Origin of the sequence: Frondihabitans sp. PhB161, from assembly GCF_003814635.1 — a bacterium.
Lineage (GTDB): Bacteria > Actinomycetota > Actinomycetes > Actinomycetales > Microbacteriaceae > Frondihabitans.
Map to the genome: position 1 here is coordinate 1526002 of NZ_RKQW01000001.1, position 19113 is coordinate 1545114.

At 68.1% G+C, this 19113-nt stretch carries 20 protein-coding genes; 9 read left to right on the forward strand and 11 right to left on the reverse strand.

The genetic code is table 11. The features are described 5' to 3' along the window. Window positions 1-18: 18 nt before the first annotated feature. The 3 genes from EDF39_RS07340 to EDF39_RS07350 all read right to left on the reverse strand — a co-directional run bounded on the left by EDF39_RS07340 (window position 19) and on the right by EDF39_RS07350 (window position 1649). On the reverse strand, window positions 19-642 hold the full coding sequence (locus EDF39_RS07340) for a hypothetical protein (RefSeq protein ID WP_123941764.1): 624 nt from the start codon (window positions 640-642) through the stop codon (window positions 19-21). A 72-nt stretch (window positions 643-714) separates the two neighbouring features. Next, entirely contained in the window at window positions 715-984 is a 270-nt protein-coding gene (locus EDF39_RS07345) for a hypothetical protein (RefSeq protein WP_123941766.1), read from the reverse strand. Window positions 985-1046: 62 nt separating this feature from the next. Further along, window positions 1047-1649 carry a TetR/AcrR family transcriptional regulator gene (locus EDF39_RS07350; RefSeq protein WP_123941768.1) on the reverse strand — a complete coding sequence of 201 codons (603 nt, stop codon included), beginning with the start codon at window positions 1647-1649 and terminating at the stop codon, window positions 1047-1049. A gap of 77 nt (window positions 1650-1726) precedes the next feature. Here EDF39_RS07350 and EDF39_RS07355 point away from each other — a divergent pair, with 77 nt between their 5' ends. Further along, entirely contained in the window at window positions 1727-2116 is a 390-nt protein-coding gene (locus tag EDF39_RS07355) for a DUF1304 domain-containing protein (RefSeq protein WP_123941770.1), read from the forward strand. Window positions 2117-2165: 49 nt separating this feature from the next. After that, the gene (locus EDF39_RS07360; RefSeq protein ID WP_123942356.1) at window positions 2166-3143 is read left to right on the forward strand and encodes a zinc-binding dehydrogenase; all 978 of its coding nucleotides are present in this window, start codon (window positions 2166-2168) and stop codon (window positions 3141-3143) included. 84 nt (window positions 3144-3227) lie between these two features. Here the strand turns inward: EDF39_RS07360 and EDF39_RS07365 are convergent, their stop codons facing one another. Then, the gene (locus EDF39_RS07365) at window positions 3228-3650 is read right to left on the reverse strand and encodes an organic hydroperoxide resistance protein (RefSeq protein ID WP_055959764.1); all 423 of its coding nucleotides are present in this window, start codon (window positions 3648-3650) and stop codon (window positions 3228-3230) included. A gap of 443 nt (window positions 3651-4093) precedes the next feature. After that, window positions 4094-4651: a DUF805 domain-containing protein gene (locus EDF39_RS07370; RefSeq protein WP_123941772.1), complete on the reverse strand. Its 558-nt coding sequence runs from the start codon at window positions 4649-4651 to the stop codon at window positions 4094-4096. 116 nt (window positions 4652-4767) lie between these two features. On the opposite strand from EDF39_RS07370, the gene EDF39_RS07375 reads away from it, so the two are divergent. The 4 genes from EDF39_RS07375 (at window position 4768) to EDF39_RS07390 (ending at window position 9328) form a co-directional block, all read left to right on the forward strand. Beyond that, complete coding sequence (locus EDF39_RS07375) at window positions 4768-6396, forward strand: S53 family peptidase (protein ID WP_123941774.1); 1629 nt, start codon at window positions 4768-4770, stop codon at window positions 6394-6396. Then, complete coding sequence (locus tag EDF39_RS07380; protein WP_123941776.1) at window positions 6393-7760, forward strand: glucose-6-phosphate dehydrogenase; 1368 nt, start codon at window positions 6393-6395, stop codon at window positions 7758-7760. Before EDF39_RS07375 ends, EDF39_RS07380 begins: the two co-directional genes overlap by 4 nt. Before the next feature lie 173 nt (window positions 7761-7933). Next, window positions 7934-8674 carry an SDR family oxidoreductase gene (locus EDF39_RS07385; protein ID WP_123941778.1) on the forward strand — a complete coding sequence of 247 codons (741 nt, stop codon included), beginning with the start codon at window positions 7934-7936 and terminating at the stop codon, window positions 8672-8674. 18 nt (window positions 8675-8692) lie between these two features. Beyond that, window positions 8693-9328 carry an alpha/beta hydrolase gene (locus tag EDF39_RS07390; RefSeq protein ID WP_123941781.1) on the forward strand — a complete coding sequence of 212 codons (636 nt, stop codon included), beginning with the start codon at window positions 8693-8695 and terminating at the stop codon, window positions 9326-9328. A gap of 139 nt (window positions 9329-9467) precedes the next feature. On the opposite strand, the gene EDF39_RS07395 is transcribed toward EDF39_RS07390, so the two are convergent. Then, window positions 9468-11456, reverse strand: coding sequence for an amino acid transporter (locus EDF39_RS07395; RefSeq protein ID WP_370275162.1), 1989 nt, complete (start codon window positions 11454-11456; stop codon window positions 9468-9470). Window positions 11457-11465: 9 nt separating this feature from the next. Continuing rightward, window positions 11466-12101, reverse strand: coding sequence for a DNA-3-methyladenine glycosylase I (locus tag EDF39_RS07400; RefSeq protein WP_123941783.1), 636 nt, complete (start codon window positions 12099-12101; stop codon window positions 11466-11468). 72 nt (window positions 12102-12173) lie between these two features. On the opposite strand from EDF39_RS07400, the gene EDF39_RS07405 reads away from it, so the two are divergent. Next, window positions 12174-13148 carry an amidohydrolase gene (locus EDF39_RS07405; RefSeq protein ID WP_233573003.1) on the forward strand — a complete coding sequence of 325 codons (975 nt, stop codon included), beginning with the start codon at window positions 12174-12176 and terminating at the stop codon, window positions 13146-13148. Window positions 13149-13222: 74 nt separating this feature from the next. Here EDF39_RS07405 and yccX read toward each other — a convergent pair whose 3' ends face one another. Beyond that, window positions 13223-13501 (reverse strand): acylphosphatase, encoded by a 279-nt coding sequence (yccX, locus tag EDF39_RS07410; RefSeq protein ID WP_123941785.1) that lies wholly within the window; start codon window positions 13499-13501, stop codon window positions 13223-13225. Between the two features lie 195 nt (window positions 13502-13696). On the opposite strand from yccX, the gene EDF39_RS07415 reads away from it, so the two are divergent. After that, window positions 13697-13981, forward strand: a complete 285-nt coding sequence (locus EDF39_RS07415; protein ID WP_123941787.1) for a hypothetical protein — start codon at window positions 13697-13699, stop codon at window positions 13979-13981. 476 nt (window positions 13982-14457) lie between these two features. On the opposite strand, the gene EDF39_RS07420 is transcribed toward EDF39_RS07415, so the two are convergent. The 3 genes from EDF39_RS07420 to EDF39_RS07425 all read right to left on the reverse strand — a co-directional run bounded on the left by EDF39_RS07420 (window position 14458) and on the right by EDF39_RS07425 (window position 18467). After that, on the reverse strand, window positions 14458-15912 hold the full coding sequence (locus EDF39_RS07420) for a carboxypeptidase regulatory-like domain-containing protein (protein ID WP_123941789.1): 1455 nt from the start codon (window positions 15910-15912) through the stop codon (window positions 14458-14460). Window positions 15913-16056: 144 nt separating this feature from the next. Further along, a complete protein-coding gene (locus EDF39_RS17495) occupies window positions 16057-16194 on the reverse strand; it encodes a hypothetical protein (protein WP_158613185.1) in 138 nt (45 codons plus the stop codon). Window positions 16195-16325: 131 nt separating this feature from the next. Continuing rightward, the gene (locus tag EDF39_RS07425) at window positions 16326-18467 is read right to left on the reverse strand and encodes an MMPL family transporter (protein WP_370275173.1); all 2142 of its coding nucleotides are present in this window, start codon (window positions 18465-18467) and stop codon (window positions 16326-16328) included. 88 nt (window positions 18468-18555) lie between these two features. Between EDF39_RS07425 and EDF39_RS07430 the strand changes: the two genes are divergently transcribed. Further along, complete coding sequence (locus tag EDF39_RS07430; protein ID WP_123941793.1) at window positions 18556-19092, forward strand: MarR family winged helix-turn-helix transcriptional regulator; 537 nt, start codon at window positions 18556-18558, stop codon at window positions 19090-19092. The last annotated feature ends 21 nt before the right edge of the window (window positions 19093-19113 follow it).

Below are 19113 nucleotides of genomic sequence, written 5' to 3' on the forward strand. Positions count from 1 at the left end.
AGGGGGCTTCGGTTTCGTCTACTCAAGGCCGAAGTGGTGCAAGTAGTCACTTGGGCTGCCAGCCCCACCGAAAAAGATGACCTGGCTGAGTGCGCCGATGTCTCTCTGAAGGGCCCCGGCCGCCCTGAGCCCGTCGGACCTTGTTTGAGCGTTGCCGAACGGCGAGCCAGCGCGCTCCGTCAAGGCGCGCCATCGAATGATGGCCCTGGCTGTTCTCTCCCGACCGCCGGCTGACGCTGTTGTGATGCTCCGTGCGCGGCCACCGGTGTACTGCTCAACCGATGTTCCACGAGAATCAGCGGCCACGACGAGCGAGTCGCTCAGGTTGGGGAACAGGTCGACGCCTTCTCCGGCACCGCACCAGACGTGGGTCTCGTCTCCCAGTTCGTCCTGGACTCGAGCCGCGAGGTCGAAAGCCTCTGCGCGATGGTGGTCGTGTATCTCGGGGGAGGAAAAGTGGAATCCCGATCCGGCGATGGCGTCGAAGACGTCGTTCCAGACTTCGAGGTCACGGCGAAGGCCCGCGCTGAGCCCCAGCTCCCCTGCGTCGGCTAGCCCGATTTTGTCGTTTGAGAGGCGAAACCACAGGGGCGAGTCTTCGACCGAGTACTCCGCCATTACGAGAATGACCTGGCTCACCATGGATCGACATTAGCGTCGCTGGCCCTTATCCAGGGCTGAGGCGGATTCTCCACGGTTGGCGGGTGCAACCCGTCAGGCCGGGGCGCGGCGAAGACGTCGACCCAGCACGATAGCCCGTGCTGTGGCGAGGATGACGACGAAGGATCCGACGACCCCTACGACGAGGGCGGCAGTCGCCCCGATCGCCGGACCGGTCGTGCACGAGCTCTCGCCCTCACCCGGGGCGGCGTCGAGGCACGAGCCTCCCTGTAAGACGAACGCGAAGAAGACCGTGACGAGAGCGGCGAGGACTGCCGCGCTGATCCACCCGACGACCCTGGACATTCCCTCGGAAGTGTTCATGCCCGATCGTAGCTCTGGAGGGGAGTGAACGAGAGGAAGAGTGCGGTGCCCCGGATCCTGGGTTAGTTGCTGATTTGTTCCTGTGAAGCGCGACGAACGTGGCCGAGCGCCGCATCGATGAGGTTGCCGGCAGCTGTGGGGTCGACCCGGACGATGGCCATCGCGGCGAAGACGAGGCCGGTGCAAGTGGTGGCCAGAGTCTTCTGCTCGGCGGCGTCGAGATCGGCACGACGGGCGGCGACCCCGGTCGTGATCGCCGAGCGGAGACTGTCGCAGTAGGCAGCCACGACGGTTTGCAGGGCCTCCTCGCGCCCGAGGGGAGAGCCGGTCGCGTTGAGCAGCAGGCAGCCGTTGGCAGCGAGGGCTGTGTGCCCCTCCGTCATCGCGGCGCGGAGGCCGAGGAGGTAGGTCTCGAGAGCTCCAGTCTCGACGACCTCGGCGCGCAGAGGGGCGAGGCGGGGTCGGATGACCTCGTCGAGATAGCTCTCGACTGCCGCGTCGAACAGGCCGCGCTTGCTGCCGAACGAGTGATAGATGCTCGACCGGTTGAGGCCGGTGGCGCGCTCGAGGTCGGGCAGCGCGGTGTCTTCGTAGCCGTGATCCCAGAAGACCTGGCGCGCCGAACGAGCGACCTCGGCTTCGGTGAAGGTTCGAGTGCGACCCATGCTCTGCTCCTCGGGGTTGATCTGGACTGACCGTTTCAGTATATAGTGAAACGGTCAGTTCAAATCAGGAGGCTCTCGTGCTCGTCGTATCCATCGTGTTCGCGGCCCTGGCCGCTGCCCTGCACGTCTACATCTTCTGGATGGAGTCGCTCGCGTGGCGAGGTCCCCGAGCTCGCGCGACCTTCGGCCCGGCCACAGAGGCCGAGGTTGAAACGACGGCACCGCTCGCCTTCAATCAGGGCTTCTACAACCTGTTCCTCGCCGCGACCACCGTGATCGGCATCGTGTTCGCCCTCGCATCGTCGTCGGCGATCGGCGAGGCGCTGATCCTGGTCGGCACCGGCTCGATGCTCGCGGCAGCGCTCGTCCTGTTCGTCTCGACACCCGGCAAGCGCCGGGCTGCCGTCACTCAGGGCGCGTTCCCGCTGATCGCCGTCGTCACGACCTTGATTGCCCTGAACGTCTAGAAGCCCGACCCACCGTCCCATGAACACCCCACAGAAAGTCGAGAACGCCATGCGCGCAGTCATGCACCCCACATTCGGAGAGCCCTCCGAGATCCTCACGGTCGAAGAGGTCCCGACGCCTCAGCCCGGCCCCGGAGAGGTGCGCGTCCGCACCCTCCTGTCGCCGATTCACAACCACGACCTCTGGACGATCCGCGGCACCTACGGCTTCAAGCCCGAGCTCCCGGCCCGCACCGGCACCGAGGCCGTCGGCGTGATCGACGCCCTCGGCGAGGGCGTCACCGGCGTCGAGATCGGTCAGCGCGTCGCGACCGGCGGCACCTTCGGCGTGTGGGCCGAGTACTTCGTCGCCAAGGCGGCAGCGCTCCTGCCCGTCTCGGACGACATGTCCGACGAGGTCGCCGCACAGCTCGTCTCCATGCCCTTCAGTGCGATCAGCCTGCTCGAGTCGCTCGACCTCGCCGAGGATGACTGGCTCGTGCAGAACGCCGCCAACGGCGCAGTCGGCCGCCTCGTCGCCCAGCTCGGGGCTGCCCGCGGCATCAACGTGATCGGCCTCGTCCGCCGTGCCGAGGGCGTCGACGAGCTGAAGGCCCAGGGTATCGGCAACGTCGTGGCAACGGATTCGGCCGACTGGCGCGACCGCGTGAAGGCGATCGTCGGCGACGCCCGGATCCTTGCCGGTGTCGACTCGGTCGGTGGCCCCGCGAGTGGCGAGGTGCTGTCGCTGCTCAGCGAGAACGGCACCCTCGTCGTGTTCGGCGCAATGCAGTCGCCCGTCATGCAGATTTCGTCGGGCGACGTGATCTTCAAGCAGGCGACGGTCAAGGGCTTCTGGGGCAGCACAGTCAGCACGAGCATGCCGGCCGCCCAGCGCGGTGCGCTTCTCGCAGAGCTGGTGCGCAGGATCCAGGACTCCACGATCACCCTCCCCGTCGAGGCCACCTACTCGTTCGAAGAGGCCCGCCAGGCCGCCGCCGCGAACTTCACTCCCGGTCGCGCTGGCAAGATCCTGCTGCGTCCGTAGTCTGCTGCGCCCCTGAGTAAAGGCGCCACGAAAGCCGAACGGCCCGGGTCGATGAGACCCGGGCCGTTTCGCTTTTGTGTGATGTCAGTCGTCGGAGACGGTAATCGTCACGTCGATGTTGCCGCGGGTGGCGTTCGAGTACGGGCACACCTGGTGGGCTGCGTCGGCGAGAGCCTGTGCCTCGTCGTGCGGGAGCTCGGGAATGACGACCTCGAGGGTGACGGAGAGGACGAAGCCGCCCTCGCCGTTCGGGTGCACGCTGACCTGGCTGCCGACGGAGGTGTCGGAGATCGCGACCTTGCGCATGCGGGCGACACTCTGCAGAGCGGAGTGGAAGCAGGCAGCGTAGCCGGCGGCGAAGAGCTCTTCGGGGTTGGCAGCACCACCGGCGCCGCCCATCTCTTTGGGGATCGCGAGATCGAGGTCGACGGTGCCGCTGACCGTGGCGACGTGGCCGTTGCGGCCGGCGCCGGTCGAGAGTGCTTCGGCGGTGTAGATGCTGTCCATCAGGAGAGCCTTTCTGTGGGTGGTCGTGTTGCTCGAGTGGGTCGAACTCCGTTGTCCTCCACCCACCAGCGTGCCACGCGCACCACGGCACAGCGCACGGGTAGTTCGAAGCTAGAGGGAGACGAGACAACTCGAATGCCCGTCGTCGCCGCGATCAAGACAGGAGGAATGCTCGTGAATCATCCCTTTGGCTGATAGCCGAGCGCACCTTGCGGGTCTATCGTTCCGCAGCGGGGGATCTATTCCACCAGGGCGAGCATGACCGGCGACTCTGCAATACGGGATGCTGATGATCACTCTCCCGACGACAAGCCCACCGCCTCGATGACGAGGCGGCGGGCTTGTTCTGTTCCTGGGCGGCACCGACCGTGTTTCAGTCACCCGACCGTGTTTATTCGCGGTCCGGTGACGCTTTCGCGGTCGGTTCGGTGAGTCGCGAAGGGTTACCGAGGGCGGTCGAAGCGCGCACCCTCGGGCTTCGACGCGGTGGCGAGGTAGACGATGAGCAGAATCGGTCCGATCAGCGGGATGAGACCGAGGAAGAAGTACGGCCCGGGGTAGTTCGCATCGTGGAGGCGCCGCCAGGTGAGGGCGAGATACGGCAGGAGGAGCCCGAGACTGAGCACGACGAAAATGATCTGGAAGAGAACCTTGACGGCCGTGAAACCGGGGGGAGCCATCACGTTCTCGGCCATCGCCTGGTTGCCGAGCGAATTGGCGTTGATGACGCCGAAGATGATTCCGAGAATGCCGAAGATCGCGTACAGCACCACGACGACGAGCGAGTAGGCCAGAAAGAACCACCAGTATTCGCCCCGGCTGGCCCGCCCCGAGAAATCGGTGTACTTCGAGAACGGCCGCTTGACGGCGGCGAGAAGGCCGATTCCGTACCAGGGAGCCCAGAGCGGCGGCTCCTCGCCCGGCTTCGACGGCTGCGGCTGCGGCTGCTGACCTTGCCGTTCGGGCTTCCGGGAGCCGCGAGGCGGCAGGTGCGACGACATGGTGTTCCCCTCGAACGTGTCTGTCTTTCGGGCCCCTGGCGACGGTGTCGGCGCCCAGAGGTCAATCGGAGCCTAGCGATAAACCAAATGTCGGAGGCCCGGAGTACTCCTGGAGCATGACCGATGCGACCGATCCTCTCGCGAACCTCCACCTCGTGCCCCTGGCCGGCAGCGAGCGACCGCCTGCCCCGGGCGTGCGTCCGGCGGCACGGTCTGCGCGCACCGCCGACGAGATCGTCTGGGCAACACTCGTGCTGCGCCGTCGCAACGACGTTCCCGGTGCGCTGCTCAGCGGCGATCCGGTCGACGCCGCCACGTTCGCTGCCGAGCACGGCGCCGATCCGGCCGACGTCGACCTCGTCGTGGTGACGCTCCAGCCTCTCGGCGTGACCATCCTCGCGGCCGACGCAGCGAGCCGACGCGTACGCGTCTCAGGGCCGTCACGTGTGCTCCAAGCGGTCTTCGGCACTTCGCTCGAGATCGTCACGAGCGAGTCGCCCCAGCTCGGCGGCGATCCGGCCGGCGTGGCGGCACCGCGGGTCGAACACCGCCAGCGGTTCGGCTCGCTCAGCATTCCGGCCGCCCTCGACGGGATCGTCACAGCGGTGCTGGGGCTCGACGACAGGCCACAGGCACGGGCGCAATTCCGGTTCGAGCCCGCGGCTGCTGCCGGATCCTCGTTCACGCCCCTTGAGCTCGGCGATCTCTACGGTTTTCCCGAACAGACCGAAGGATCCCGCCAGACCATCGCCATCATCGAGCTCGGGGGCGGGTTCGCGCAGGCCGACCTCGACGCCTACTTTGCAGAGCTCGGCATCGAGGGGCCGAAGGTGACCGCGGTCGGAGTCGATGGCGCGACCAACGTGCCCGGCGGCGACCCGTCCGGCGCCGACGGCGAAGTGCTGCTCGACATCGAAGTCGCAGGGGCTCTCGCTCCGAAAGCCGACATCGTCGTCTACTTCGCGCCCAACACCGACGACGGCTTCGTCGACGCGGTGGCGACGGCCGCACACGCGACGCCGACTCCGACGGCCATGAGCATCAGCTGGGGCCAGAGCGAAGACCAGTGGACGGCGCAAGCGCGCGCAGCCTTCGACGACGCCCTCGTCGATGCGGCGGCACTCGGCGTGACCGTGACGGCCGCGGCAGGCGACAACGGCTCGAGCGACGGGGCGACCGATGGCGCCGACCACGTCGACTTCCCCGCCGCGAGCCCACACGTGCTGGCATGCGGCGGCACCAGCCTTCGCGCGAGCGGTTCGGCGATCGCGAGTGAGACCGTGTGGAACAACGGTGCTGGCCGCGGGGCCACCGGGGGCGGAGTCAGCCGAACGTTCGAGCGACCCGCCTGGCAGTCGGCGATCGTCGCGCCCGGGGGAGGGCGGGGCGTGCCCGACGTCGCCGGCAATGCCGACCCGGCGACCGGGTACGAGGTGCTGGTCGACGGCGTCCGCTCGGTGATCGGCGGTACCAGTGCCGTCGCTCCGCTCTACGCTGCGCTCGCGGCCCGACTCGCCGAGTCTCTCGGTGCGCCGCTCGGGCTCGTCCAGCCGAAGCTCTACGCGGCAGCCACGGCGTTCCGCGACATCACTGAGGGCGACAACGGCTCGTTCAGCGCCACACCGGGTTGGGACGCCTGCACCGGGCTCGGGTCGCCGAACGGACGGGCACTCCTGCAGGCGCTCAGCGGGGGCCCCGGAGAGCGCGGGCACTCCACCCAGGCGACGAATAGCATCGACGAATGACCGCCGCGAAGTCGACTCTGCTCATCCTCGGTGCATCGGGCGACCTCGCCGCCCGGCTCCTCATGCCCGGTCTGGGGGAGCTGCTCACCCACGAGCCGTCACGCCGAGTGCAGCTGATCGGGTCGGGTGTCGAAGACCTGACCGACGCCGAGTGGAAGAAGCGCGTGGGCGACTCGTTCGCGAGCTCAGGTTCTTCCGGCCCCTCCGTCGAAGCGGCCCTCGCGGCGACGACCTACATTCAGGCCGACGTGACGAGCGCCGACGGCTTGAAAACGCTTCTTGCCGCCTGCGACCACACCCCCGCGGTCTATTTCGCCCTCCCGCCGGCCATCACCGAGAAGGCCTGCCATCAGCTGGCCTCCCTCGAGCTGCCTAAGGGTCTCTCTCTGGCGCTCGAGAAGCCGTTCGGCACTGATGAGAAGAGCGCGATCGCGCTCAACGCCCTGTTGCTCACCCTCGTGCCCGAAGAGCGCATTCACCGCGTCGACCACTTCCTCGGTCGGGCCACCGTGCTCAACCTCCTCGGACTCCGGTTCGCCAACCGCCTCATCGAGCCGATGTTGACCAACCGCGATGTCGAGAGCATCGAGATCGTGTACGACGAGCAGCTCGCTCTTGAAAATCGCGCCCGCTATTACGACCACGCTGGCGCTCTGGTCGACATGATCCAGAGCCACCTCCTGCAGGTCATGGCCGTGTTGGTCATGGAGGCACCGGCGACTCTCGGTGCCGCCGACCTCCGCGATCAGAAGCAGCTCGCGCTCCGAGCCACCCACCTCTGGCACGACGACCCGACCACGAGCCGCCGCGCCCGCTACTCGGCCGGCACCATCGACGGTCGCAAGCTCCCCGCCTACAAAAACGAGGAGGGCGTCGACCCGTCGCTCGAGACCGAGACCCTCGCCGAGGTCGTCGTCGAGGTGCGCACCATGCGCTGGGCCGGCGTGCCGATCCGCCTCCGCTCCGGCAAGGCCCTGGCGTCGCATCGGCGCGAGATCCTGATCACGTTCAAGGCACCCGCCCACGTGCCGCCGGAGTTCCACACGCTCAAAACGGCCGACCGGCTCCGCATCTGCATCGCCCCCGACGTTATGAGCCTCGAGCTCAACGTGAACGGACCGGGCGACCCGTACGTCATCGACCGCGCCAGCCTCGAGGTCGACTTCAACCCCGGCGACCTGCCGGCCTACGGCGAAGTGCTCCAGGGGATCCTCGACGGCGATGCCTCGCTGTCGGTGCGGGGCGATGCGGCGGTCGAGGGCTGGCGGATCGTGGAGCCCGTGCTCGCGGCATGGCGCGACGGCTCGGTGCCTCTCGACGAGTACCGCGCCGGCAGCGACGGGCCGAAAGCGTGGCGCGCCTGACGGGTCGCCCCGAGCCCCTCTGCAAACGAGCTCCTTTGCAAATTTGAAGGAGATTTTCGCCGCGAGGCCCTCCGATCCGCCTCAGTTTTCGGTTTCAGCCCCGCTTCTCCTTCAAATTCGAAGGAGCGCCGCCGCCGTTGCTTGGGCGACGAAGCAAGCATCACAATGGTCAGATGGTCTTCGACAGCACCCCCTCCGCGCACCAATCCGCCCCGCTTCCGATTGCCCTCGTCACTGGCGCGTCGCGGGGGATCGGCCGCGCGATCGCCTTCGACCTGGGTCGAACGCACCACGTGATCGTGCAGGGGCGTGATCCCAGGGTGCTCGAGGAGTTGGCGGCGGAGCTGCCGTCCGCCTCCGTCTGGGCAGCCGCCCTCGACGGCGACGAACCGCTCGACGGGTTTCTCGCCGCCGGGCCGACCGGTTCGCTCGAGTCGCTCGACGTGCTGGTTCACTCGGCCGGCGTCATCGGCGGTTCGACGGTCGAGCTCACGCCGCGCGACGAGTGGCGTCGCATCCTCGAGGTCAACGTGGTCGCCGTCGCCGAGATCACGCGCCTCGCTCTTCCCGCCCTCCGTGCTGCGCAGGGAACGGTGATCGTCATCAACTCCGGGGCCGGATTCCGGTCATCGGCGGCCGGCAGCCTCTACGCCGCGAGCAAGTTCGCCGTCCGGGCCTTCGCCGACGGGCTTCGTGAGGAGGAGCGATCGAACGGTGTCCGTGTCAGTTCGGTGCATCCTGGGGCGGTCGACACCGATATGCAGCGCGAGATGCAGCAGTCCAAGGGCAACTCCTACGACGCAGAGAGCTACCTCGCTGTCAGCGACATCGCCGACGCGGTCCGTCTCGTGGTCGACCTGCCGCAGCGGGCCGTGGCCGAGACGGTCTCTGTCCGTCCGCTAGGACGAGGTTGACGCGTGGCGGAGACGTCGATGCCGAGCACGACCCCGACCCCCGTGCCAGCGCCGACCCCGGTGCCCGTGCCGTCGAGCTTCCTCCTCCTGCACGGCTACGAGAACCACCGCCCGCCGAGCCACTGGCAACGCTGGCTGTCGCTCGAGCTGACCGCGCGGGGCCACGACGTCCGCTACCCACAGCTCCCTGACCCCGATGCCCCCGACTTCGAGCGCTGGCGAGACGTCGCCCTCGCCAACCTCGCGACCCTCACCGAGGGCACGATCACGGTCATCACGCACAGCGCGTCGACGATGCTCTGGCTGCGCGAGCAGACATCCGGGACGGCCCCGCAAGTCGACCGGGTCGCCCTGGTGTCACCGGTGTCGGCGGACTTCTTGGAATCAGTACCCGAGCTCGCTGCCTTCGTCTGGCGCCCACCTGAAGGCGAGCACGAGGATCCTTCGGCTCGTCAGAGCGTCGGAGCCCCCGACGCGATCATCGTGGCGGGCGACGACGATCCGTACCGCCCCGAGGCGCTCGGCGCGGTTGCCGATGGGCTCGACGCACGGCAGATCGTGCTCGCGGGTGCGGGCCACGTCGTGCCCGCGACCGGTTTCGGGCCCTGGCCGGAGATGCTGGCCTGGTGCCTCGGAGAGCCTGCCTTCGACTGAACCGTCGCCGACGAGGGGGTGCCGGGCCGAGAGTGCCCGAATCGGGCCCTGGCCCGATGCGAGGCGTCCATTCGAGCACGCTCGGCCCGGCACGCCCGCGTCAAATCGGCAGAACCGAAGGATCCGGCCGCCCCGCCGCTCAGCTCACGTGCACGTCGGGCCGTCGGCCCCGATCGGACTCGGCCCGCCGCAACACCTCGCGCGTGACCGGTGCGACTTCGCCCACCCCGGTGATGAGGTAGCGCACCAGGTTGCGGAGCGGCGGAGCCTCGGTCCATTCGAAGTAGATGTCGGGTACGACGCCGGTGACGTCGCGAATTTCGAGCAGGATCGTGGCGATCGTGTTCGGCACGTTGCCGCTCCGCACCTTGAGTACCCGGTAGCCGTGGAGGCTGTGCCCGTGCACCTCGAGGTCTTCCTCGAAGTTGGAGGAGTCGTCGGGGTAGACCTCGAGGAAGATGATGGGCGACCGCATCGGGATGCCGCTGGCCCTCCGCTCATCGGCGAGTTTGGTCTTGTATTCGAGGCGACTTCCGTCGTCGGGTTCGTTGGCGACGATCCGGACGGCCCCGTATTCGTCGGCGTCTTCTTGCACGAACGACAGGGCGGCGTCGTCGAGCGACACGCTCGTGGCCCGCAGCTGGAACGAACGGCGCACCCGCGACAGCACGGATACGAGCAGCACGCCCACGATGAAGAGGGCGGCGATGCGCACACCCTCGGGCCGTTCGATCACGTTGAGCACGGTCGTATAGGCGAAGACGGCCACGACCACGCCGAACCCGATGGCACGTTTGCGCTGCTTCTTGTGGCGAGCAGAGAGGAACACCGCCACGGAAGCAGAGGTGATGAGCACGAGCACGCCGGTCGCGTAGGCGCCGCCCTGCGCGTCGACGTTCGCCTCGAAGACGATCGTGATGAGGAACGCGATCGCCGTGAACACGAGCACGAGGGGCCGCACGGCGGCTGCCCACTGCGGTGCCATGCCGTAGCGAGGGAGGTAGCGCGGCACGAGGTTGAGGAGGCCGGCCAGCGCCGAGGCCCCGGCGAACCACAGGATCGTGATCGTCGAGATGTCGTAGACCGTGCCGAAGCCGTTGCCGAGGTAGTCGTGGGCCAGGTAGGCGAGTGCGCGCCCGTTGGCGTCGCCTCCCGCCTGGAACTCTTTCTGCGGGATCAACAGCGTCGTGACGATGCTCGACGTGATGAGGAACGTGCTCATGATGATCGCCGCGGTCGTCAGGAGCCTCTTGGCACCCTTGATGCGGCCGAGGGGCCTCTCGGGGGTGTCGCCCGGCGCGCCCGAGATCTGCGGCATGACGGCGACGCCGGTCTCGAAACCGGAGAGGCCGAGCGCGAGCTTCGGGAACACGAGCAGCGAGATGCCGATGATCGCCAGGGGATTGGCGTGCTGCGTGGTCAGCGCCTGCCACCAGTTGTCGACCACCTGTGGGTTCTCGCCGATGTGCACGAACGAGACGATCACCACGACCGCGTTCAAGAGCAGGTAGATGGCGACGAGCACGACCGCGATGCCGATGGCCTCTTTGAAGCCGCGCAGGAACACCGCCGCCAGCAGCACGATCAAGAACAGCGTCAGCGGCACCTCCGCGCCGTGGAACCACTGCGGCGCGTAGGGGTTCTCGACCGCGTGGGCGGTGGCATCGGCGGCCGAGAGCGTCACGGTGATCATGAAGTCGGTCGCCGCGAAGCCGAGGAGGACGAGCACGAACAGCTTGCCGCCCCACCAGGGCAGAAGTCGCTCGAGCATGGCGATCGACCCGGACCCCTTGAAGCTCTCGCGGGCGACCCGTCGATAGACGGGCAATGCGCCGAGCAGCGTCAGGAGCACCAGCACGATCGTCGCGAAGGGCGAGAGGAGACCCGCTGCGACGGCGGCGATGGCCGGTTGATAGCCGAGTGTCGAGAAGTAGTCGACGCCGGTCAGGCACATGACCCGCCACCACGAGTGCGTCTTCTCCGGCTTCTCGGCGTGCGGGCCCGGGTGGCTGCCGGACTGCTGCGTCAGCCCGTCGAGCAGCCACGCTCGAAAGGAGTGTCGGGGAGCGTTTTTCAGAGCGTCGGGCTCGAGCGCGGAGCTCTGCCCGGTGCTGTCGGTGGTGGTCACGGATCAGGTCTACTCGACGTTGGTGGATTCGGGTGGTGACACGACCGGGGAAGCCTCGGCCCAGACCCCCGACGACCCGCGTCGATGGCTGTCGAGCAGGTGCGTGTCGACGATGCCGACGGCCTCCATCAGGGCGAACATCGTCGTCGGCCCGACGAAGCGAAACCCCTTCTTCTTCAACGCCTTCGACAGAGCCACCGACTCGGGTGAGGTCGTCGGCACCTCGGAGAACGTCGACGGCCTTGGAGTCTCGCTCGGGCTGAATGACCAGATGAACGCGCCGAGACCGCCCTCGTCTCGGAGGGCGAGGGTGGCCCGGGCGTTGTCGATGGTGGCGTCGATCTTCAGCCGGTTGCGCACGATGCCGGCATCGGCCATCAACCGGGCACGATCGTCGTCGTCGAACGTCGCGACGACCTCGGGGTCGAAGCCGCGAAAGGCGAGACGGAACGCGGGGCGCTTCTTGAGGATCGTCGCCCACGACAGCCCCGACTGGAAGGCCTCGAGGCTCAACCGCTCGAAGAGACCCTGCTCGTCGCGGATCGGCATGCCCCACTCGGTGTCGTAGTACGACTGCAGCAGCCCGTCGGTCGCTGCCCAGCGCGGCCGAGATAGCCCGTCGGCGCCCAGAATCACATCGGTCATGGCGCGAGTTTAGGGTCGACCACCGACGCCGCCCGATTTGCGCGGCCCTGCACTGCACGGTCTACTTGAGCCATGCGCGAATCGCCGCCCTCGGAGCTGTCTGCTCCGGTGGCGAACCCGGTCGCACCGCGTAACCTCAACCCGGTGGCGTCGAGGGTCGATCTGCACCAGCACCTCATGCCCCCGACGTTCGTCGAAGCGCTCCGGGCGCGTCAGACCCTGCCCCGACTCGTCGACGACTGGACCCTCCTCACCGAGGGCGAGTCGCCGTACTCGATCAATCCGTCCTCCCACGACGTCGAGAATCGAAGGATCCGCGAGCTCGCCGAAGGAAAAGGCGACGTGCTCGTGTCCTTGCCCGGCAACCTCCGCATCGAAGAGCTCCCGCACGACGACGCTCGCGACCTCATCGCCATCTGGCATCGGTCGGCCATCGCTCTCGGCGATCCGTTTCGCGTGTGGGCGGCGACCCCGCTCCTCCAATTCGACCTCGCCGGGCTCGAAGCGGTTCTCGCCGAGCCGCGGGTCGTGGGCCTGCAGATTCCGGCGACCAGTCTCGGATCCTCGTCTGACCTCGCTCGGCTCGAGCCGGCCTTGCGGCTCGTGGAGGCGGCCGGGAAACCCGTCCTCGTGCACCCGCGGCACGTCGTGGCCGCGCCCGTGCAGGGCGTTCCCGCCGCGTCGACCGCCCCTCGGGCCGAGCAGCTCAAGACGGCGTGGCAGGTCTGGTCGGACGGCGGTCACGAGCAGCACCCCGCACTGCGGATCGGCTTCATCGCTCTCGCCGGGCTGGCGCCCCTCGCGCAGGCGGCGGCAGCGACGCGTGGAGGCCGACCACCTAAGGCCGACCCCAACGTCTTCTACGAGACGAGCGCCTACGACGAGCGCGCGATCGACGCGATGGCCCGCATCGTCGGGGTGACGCCGCTCGTGCACGGGTCGGATCGGCCGTTCCGTCAGCCGCGCGATCCCGAGCTCGGACGTCGGTTCAACCACGCCGTCTTTTCGCGCAATCCGCGGGCGTTCCTGACCGGGCAGCCTGGCTGACGGGCGGTACTGCTGGCGGGCGGTTTTGCTTGCGGGCAGTCCGGGTGGCAGGCGGTACTGCTTGCGGGAGCCCCTCAGCGGGTCTCGAAGTCGGACGCTCCCGTGGGATCCTGCTCGTCGATTTCGACGCTGTCGACCCGCGCGCTCGATGGTCCGCCGTCGCGGAGCCAGGTCAGCAGCTTCTCGACGTCGTGGGGCTCGCCTTCGACCTCCACCTCGACCCGGCCGTCGGGGAGGTTGCGGACGAACCCTGCGACGCCGATGCGATCGGCTTCTCCTTCGGTCGAGAAGCGGAATCCCACGCCCTGGACAACGCCCGAGACGAGAGCGCGGCGACGAATGACATCGATCATTTCTCGACGGTAACCGACAGCCCGGCCGTTTGCCCGGCGGGCCGTCCGACATCCGGCGAGTCGAATGACAGAGGGTCCGGTTAGGGTGGGTGTGTTGGCGGTTGCCCCGCCAGCGCCCTGTGAGTGCTCATCGAGCACCTAGACAATCCGGGGCTGTGATGAGGCGGCTCCACCTTCACCCGAAGGAGTCGACTCATGTCTGACACCGCATCCATCCGCCTTCCCCGCACCGGCTCGATCGGCATTCGGCCCGCAAAGGCCAAGGCCCGTCGCGCCGAGCGTGCGGCTCGAACCGTTCGCGAACCTCGCTCACCCCGGGCAGCCTTCGTCGCCGGCACCTACGTGGTCGTCGACGCCGAGTACGCGGCACGCCCCGCCGGCACTTTCACCGGCGTGGCAAGCGACGCGCGAGCCGACGGCACGTTCGTGTCGGTCGACCAGGCTTTCGCGGGTCGTGTCGCCGGGTCGTACGTCGGCTAGCTGAGGCTTCGCCGGCAGCGCTTTCTGCTCGCTTGCGTCGCCCTCTCTTCGCGAGATGGCCGAACCTACCGCGGACCCACCGTCGCGGCCGGAGTTCGGGCCATCTCGCGAGACTGCGTGGGCGCGGCAGTCTCGACGTGCGTCAAATTTGATGCGGCGCGAAACGTCTCTGCGGGGGGGCCAACCTGCGCACGCGACCCCCACGGGCGGCGACCTCGCGTGAATCGCACAATCTCACAGCGCCGCGGCGCGCGAGGTTGGCCGATCCTCGTCGCCTCGCCCGCCCCTAGGGGTGGAGGTAAGCCAGGCCGCAGCCGAAGCACCCCCGGTTGGCCAAAGAACCCCCGGCTGCCAGGCCCGAACTGGCCATCCGGGGGTGCGTCACCAGCAGACGGGTCCGGGCCAGGCCGGGCCGGCTAGGCCAGGCCCGAACCGGGCTGGGCGGGCCCAACAGGCGGCCCGGACAACCCGAGCGATCAGCCCCGGCGCGACCGGCGTCGGTTGTGAACCACGAGAGCCGCACCGCCGAGCAGCAACAGCGCCCCGATGCCGAGGGGAACAGCCGCGTTGCTTCCGGTCTCAGCGAGCTCGGGCGCAGCAACCCCAGGATCCGCCCCAGCCCCGACCACAACCGGCGCCGCAGTGGCGGTCGGTGTGGGCGACGGCTGGGCGGTCGCGGGCGGCGTCGGTTCGATTGGCGGTGCGAGCGGATCCTCGATGGCTCCGCTCTGGGTCGGCGAAGTGAAGTCGCGTGTGATGGAGGCGTCGCCGTCGATCACGATGACGTACGGCTGGCCTGGGAGCAGGTCGGCCGTGAACGAACCGGTGTCGTCGGTGGTCGTGGTGGCCGTCGGCTCGTCGTCGCCCTCGCGAGTGATCTCGATCGGCGTGTTCGCGAGCGGTTCGCCGTCGTCGGACACGATCGTTCCGGTTGCCTCGACCGTGGGAATGGTGAACGCGAAGTCGAGGCGCGGCGTATCGGCGTCGAGCGTGTCGAGCGTGATCGGCTGGGCGGCGGCCGCACCCGGCGGCGTCTCGACCGAGACGGTGTAGCCGCTGGTCGATACGAGACCCGGAACGCTCCAGGATCCGTCGCCCCCGCTCGTCGTCGTCGCGACGATCGTGCCCGCGGCGTCGCGAATGGTCAGCGGTGCGTCGCCGTACGCAGCGCCGTTGACAGTGACCGTGCCGGAGGCCGCGAAGGTCTTCGTTGCAAACCAGGTTTGGTAGACGGGGAACCCGCTGCGCTGCTGGTAGCTGATCGTCAGCGTTTTGAGGGGCACGTTCGGGCTGAACCAGGCCGAGGCGCCCTCGGTGTCGGTTGCCGTCGCGTTGCCGATGAGCACGCCGGTCGCGGGGTTCCAGAACGGAACGTCGTTGAGGTTCGCGGAGTCGCACGACGGCCCCTGAGCGCGGTGGCAGTAGTTGTAGGTGCTCTGGAAACCGAGCCCGCTGAGGGGAACGGCGGCACCGGTCGCGTCGGTCGCCGTGACCGTCGCCTGGTCGGCATCGATGTCGCCGAGCACGAAGGACCAACCCGAGGCGGGCGTCGGCGTAGCGAAGGTGTAGGTCGTCACTGCGGGGGAGGTGGCGTTGTCGGCGCTCGGGCGCTGGTTGAGGTACGTCTCGCCTCGGCTGGATCCGTAGACGGTGCCGGGAGGTGTGGACGGCGCCTGCCAGGTGGAAGCACCCGAGACGGTCGTGGCCTGCCGAGACGTCGACGTGAAGGTGGTGTCGGGGAATCCGCCCGCAAGCGCCATCGTGCCCGTGTACGCGCGGGTCGAACCGGCGACGGTGAAAGTGCCCCAGGTGTTTGCTTCGGCGGCTGAGGCAGGAGCGGCCCCGACGAGAGCGAGTGTGAGAGCTGTCGCTGTCGCCGTCGCGAAGGCGAGTATCCGCCCCGTTGATCTGCCAGGTGTCGCTGTGATCATCGTATTTGCCTCACCGTTGAACCAGATTTATCGAGGCTAAATCACATCGGCCACTCGTGTTACGTGTTTTTCGCAGGGCAGACAAAGACGCCCGGTGCCAATAGGCTCCGGGCGTCGTCGAAATGGGTCGCTGTTGGGCGAGCCTCAGCGCTTCTTGACGTTCGAGACGGCGTCTTCGGAGTGCGACTTGCTCGAAGCCTTCTCCTTCTTGTCGAGACGCTTCTCTTTGAGGGAGCGAACGGCCGTCTTGGCCGTGCCTTTTTTCGCAGATTTCTCGGCCATGGTGGTGCCTCCTGTCGAAGCCGTGGCGGCTCCGTGGGCACCGAGGCTACGCGGTTTCCGGTCCGACCCCGGTCGGCGCAGGCCAATTGGCAGGTTGGGGCCGACCGTGTCGCAGTCGCATCGCCGGGGGCTCAGGCGTGATGCCCCGAGCGATGCGGCTTCGACGGCCACCAGAACGCATCCCGCAGGAGGAACACCAGCGCCGGCACGAGCACCGTGCGCACCACGAGGGTGTCGAGCAGCACGCCGATGCAGACGATCACGCCGATCTGGGTGAGCGCGACGACGGGTAGGACGCCCAGCACGGCGAAGACTGCCGCCAGCAGAATGCCCGCGCTCGTGATCACCGCACCGGTCGAGGCGAGAGCCCGAATCATTCCCTCCCTCGTGCCATGCAGGCCGGCCTCTTCTCGCGCTCTGGTCGTGAGGAAGATGTTGTAGTCGACGCCGAGAGCCACCAGGAAGAGGAAGGCGAAGAGGGTCACGTTCGAGTCGAGAGCATCGAAACCGAACACGTGCGTGAACAGGAACATCGAGGCGCCGAGGCTCGCGAAGAACGTAGCCAACACGCTGGCGATGAGGATCACCGGCGCGACGAGCGAGCGGAGCAGGATCAGGAGCACCACGAAGACGATGGCCAGAATGATCGGAATCACGAGGTCTTGATCGTGCTTGGCCGCGTTGTTCGTGTCGAGCGCGGTCGCGTCGCTGCCGCCGACGAGGCTCCTCGCTACCTGCCCACCGGCATCGGCGTAGGCCGTGCGGAGGGCCTCGACGCTGCGGAAGGCGGCGTCGCTCTCGGGTTCGGAGCTCAACGAGACGCTGATGCGAGTGAGACCGTCGTGTGCCTCGCCGAGCGTGGCTGATTCGACCCCGCGAGTGCCTTGGGCGATTGTCTCGGCCCGATCGGCCACGGCAGTCGGCGCGAGCACGGTCGTGCTGCTCGTGAGCCCCGCCGAGAACGACCGGTCGATCACGGTCTGCGCAGTGACGCTGTCGGGCTTCCCCAAAAGCTGCGCGGTCTGCGACAGTCCCACCGCATAGCCCGAGAGGCCGAGGCTGAGGACGCCGAGGCCCACAACCGCAGACACGGTCACGACGAGCGGGCGGCGCGACACCCGCCGCCCGAGGCCGGCCCAGAAGCCGTGGGTCTCTCGAGTTGTCAGGCCGCTAGCGCCAGCGCTAACGCGGGCACTGGAGCCCTCGGCCGCGCCCGTCGTGCCTGCGCGGTCGTCGGCGTGCTCACCGGCACGCGGTACGAACGGCCAGAAGAGCCCGCGACCGCAGACCACGAGAGCGGCGGGTAGCGCGATGAGCGCAAAGAGGATCGCGACGACGACGCCGACCGCACAGGCAAAGCCCAAGGCCCGGTTGTTCGAGAGAGACGCGAGCAGCAGCGTGATCAAGCTGAGGGCGACGGTCCCGCCGGATGCCGCGATCGCGGGCCCGGCGCTCGTGTACGCGGTCCGCATCGCGCGGAAGCGGTCGGGCGTGCGCGTGAGCTCTTCGCGGTAGCGGGCCACGAGGAGGAGGGCGTAGTTGGTGCCCGCTCCGAAGACGAGCACCGACAGGATTCCCGAGATCGACGCGTCCACAGTAAGGCCGAGGGGCTCGGCAAGGGCCCGCACGACGACGCCGGCGAGCCCGTCGGCGGCACCCACGACGGCGAGCGGGATGATCCACAGCACGGGGCTTCGGTACGTCACTATGAGGAGAACGGCGACCACGATCACGGTGACGAGTAGGAGGCGGAAGTCGGCTCCCGCGAAGCTGTTCGCGATGTCGTCTTGGAAGCCCACAGGCCCGGTCAGCTGCGTCGTCAGGCCGTTCGGCAGCCCGCGGGCAGCAGTGTCTCGCAGCTCGGTTGCGGCCGCCGAGACGTCTTTTTCGACTGTCGCGCTCGAGAGGGGTATCGCGACGAGAGCGGCCGTCCCGTCGTCGCTGAATTGAGGCCGAACCGCGTCGGGCACGGTCGAGCCACTCGCGAGAGCTGTTGCGCTGTCGGCAATGGCGGCCCGCTCTTGGGCGGTCAGGGTGGCCGCGCCATGCGAGTAGACCAGGATGCCCACGGTGGTGTCGGCCGACGGGAAGCCTTTCAGCAACTCTGCGACCTGGGCCGATTCGGCGGAGTCGGGGAGCCCGGAGGCGGGGAAGGAGTCGCTGGTCGGCTTCGGCAGGAAGGCGAACAGCAGCGCGACGGCGACGGCGGTCAGCGCGAGGACCAGCCACGAGGATCGGCGCGAACGGAAGGCGGAGGAGAGGCGACGGATGATTGTTCCTTAGATAAATGAAGTCTTAGTTACTAAGAGTTATAGTCCAATCGGCTAGATTGTGCAACGACGACGAAGAGAGGCGGTGGCGGTGCAGGGCCCACGCGATCACAGCAGCACAGACCAGGGCAGCACAGACGAGGGCAGCACCGACCAGGGCAGCAGCCCGGCCGAGCGCGCGATGCGCCGCGAGATGGTGTCGCGGCTCCAGGCGCTCACGGCCGACTCCCGCACAGTCGCGACGAACTTCTCCTCCGAGCACGGCCTCTCGTCGAATGACTTCGACGCTCTCCTCTTCGTCATGCAGCAGGAGCAGTCGGGTACGCCCGCCACCCCGGGGCGGATTGCCGACAACCTCGGCCTCACCTCCGGGGCCGCGACCGGTGTCATCGATCGGCTCGCCAAGCGGGGGCACGTCGAGCGTCGACGGGACGCGGAGGATCGACGCATCGTCCGGGTCCATTTCGCGCAGGCCGCTCGCGAGGTCGCCTCCGAGTTCTTCGCACCGCTGGGCGTGCTGACCGACGACGTCATGTCGCACTACTCGGCCGACGAATTGGCCCTGGTGAGTCGCTTCCTCGGCGAGATGTCGGCGGCGATGCGCACGCATGCCGGGCGCGACGCCTGACCCGCCCCCGACCCCTCGCGT

What these genes read in the sequence shown, in the direction of transcription:
- EDF39_RS07340 (WP_123941764.1), bottom strand. Translation starts at nt 642, where the DNA reads ATGGTGAGCCAGGTCATTCTCGTAATGGCGGAGTACTCGGTCGAAGAC.
- EDF39_RS07345 (WP_123941766.1), bottom strand. Translation starts at nt 984, where the DNA reads ATGAACACTTCCGAGGGAATGTCCAGGGTCGTCGGGTGGATCAGCGCG.
- EDF39_RS07350 (WP_123941768.1), bottom strand. Translation starts at nt 1,649, where the DNA reads ATGGGTCGCACTCGAACCTTCACCGAAGCCGAGGTCGCTCGTTCGGCG.
- EDF39_RS07360 (WP_123942356.1), top strand. Translation starts at nt 2,166, where the DNA reads ATGCGCGCAGTCATGCACCCCACATTCGGAGAGCCCTCCGAGATCCTC.
- EDF39_RS07365 (WP_055959764.1), bottom strand. Translation starts at nt 3,650, where the DNA reads ATGGACAGCATCTACACCGCCGAAGCACTCTCGACCGGCGCCGGCCGC.
- EDF39_RS07370 (WP_123941772.1), bottom strand. Translation starts at nt 4,651, where the DNA reads ATGTCGTCGCACCTGCCGCCTCGCGGCTCCCGGAAGCCCGAACGGCAA.
- EDF39_RS07375 (WP_123941774.1), top strand. Translation starts at nt 4,768, where the DNA reads ATGACCGATGCGACCGATCCTCTCGCGAACCTCCACCTCGTGCCCCTG.
- EDF39_RS07380 (WP_123941776.1), top strand. Translation starts at nt 6,393, where the DNA reads ATGACCGCCGCGAAGTCGACTCTGCTCATCCTCGGTGCATCGGGCGAC.
- EDF39_RS07385 (WP_123941778.1), top strand. Translation starts at nt 7,934, where the DNA reads ATGGTCTTCGACAGCACCCCCTCCGCGCACCAATCCGCCCCGCTTCCG.
- EDF39_RS07390 (WP_123941781.1), top strand. Translation starts at nt 8,693, where the DNA reads ATGCCGAGCACGACCCCGACCCCCGTGCCAGCGCCGACCCCGGTGCCC.
- EDF39_RS07400 (WP_123941783.1), bottom strand. Translation starts at nt 12,101, where the DNA reads ATGACCGATGTGATTCTGGGCGCCGACGGGCTATCTCGGCCGCGCTGG.
- EDF39_RS07405 (WP_233573003.1), top strand. Translation starts at nt 12,174, where the DNA reads ATGCGCGAATCGCCGCCCTCGGAGCTGTCTGCTCCGGTGGCGAACCCG.
- yccX (WP_123941785.1), bottom strand. Translation starts at nt 13,501, where the DNA reads ATGATCGATGTCATTCGTCGCCGCGCTCTCGTCTCGGGCGTTGTCCAG.
- EDF39_RS07415 (WP_123941787.1), top strand. Translation starts at nt 13,697, where the DNA reads ATGTCTGACACCGCATCCATCCGCCTTCCCCGCACCGGCTCGATCGGC.
- EDF39_RS07420 (WP_123941789.1), bottom strand. Translation starts at nt 15,912, where the DNA reads ATGATCACAGCGACACCTGGCAGATCAACGGGGCGGATACTCGCCTTC.
- EDF39_RS17495 (WP_158613185.1), bottom strand. Translation starts at nt 16,194, where the DNA reads ATGGCCGAGAAATCTGCGAAAAAAGGCACGGCCAAGACGGCCGTTCGC.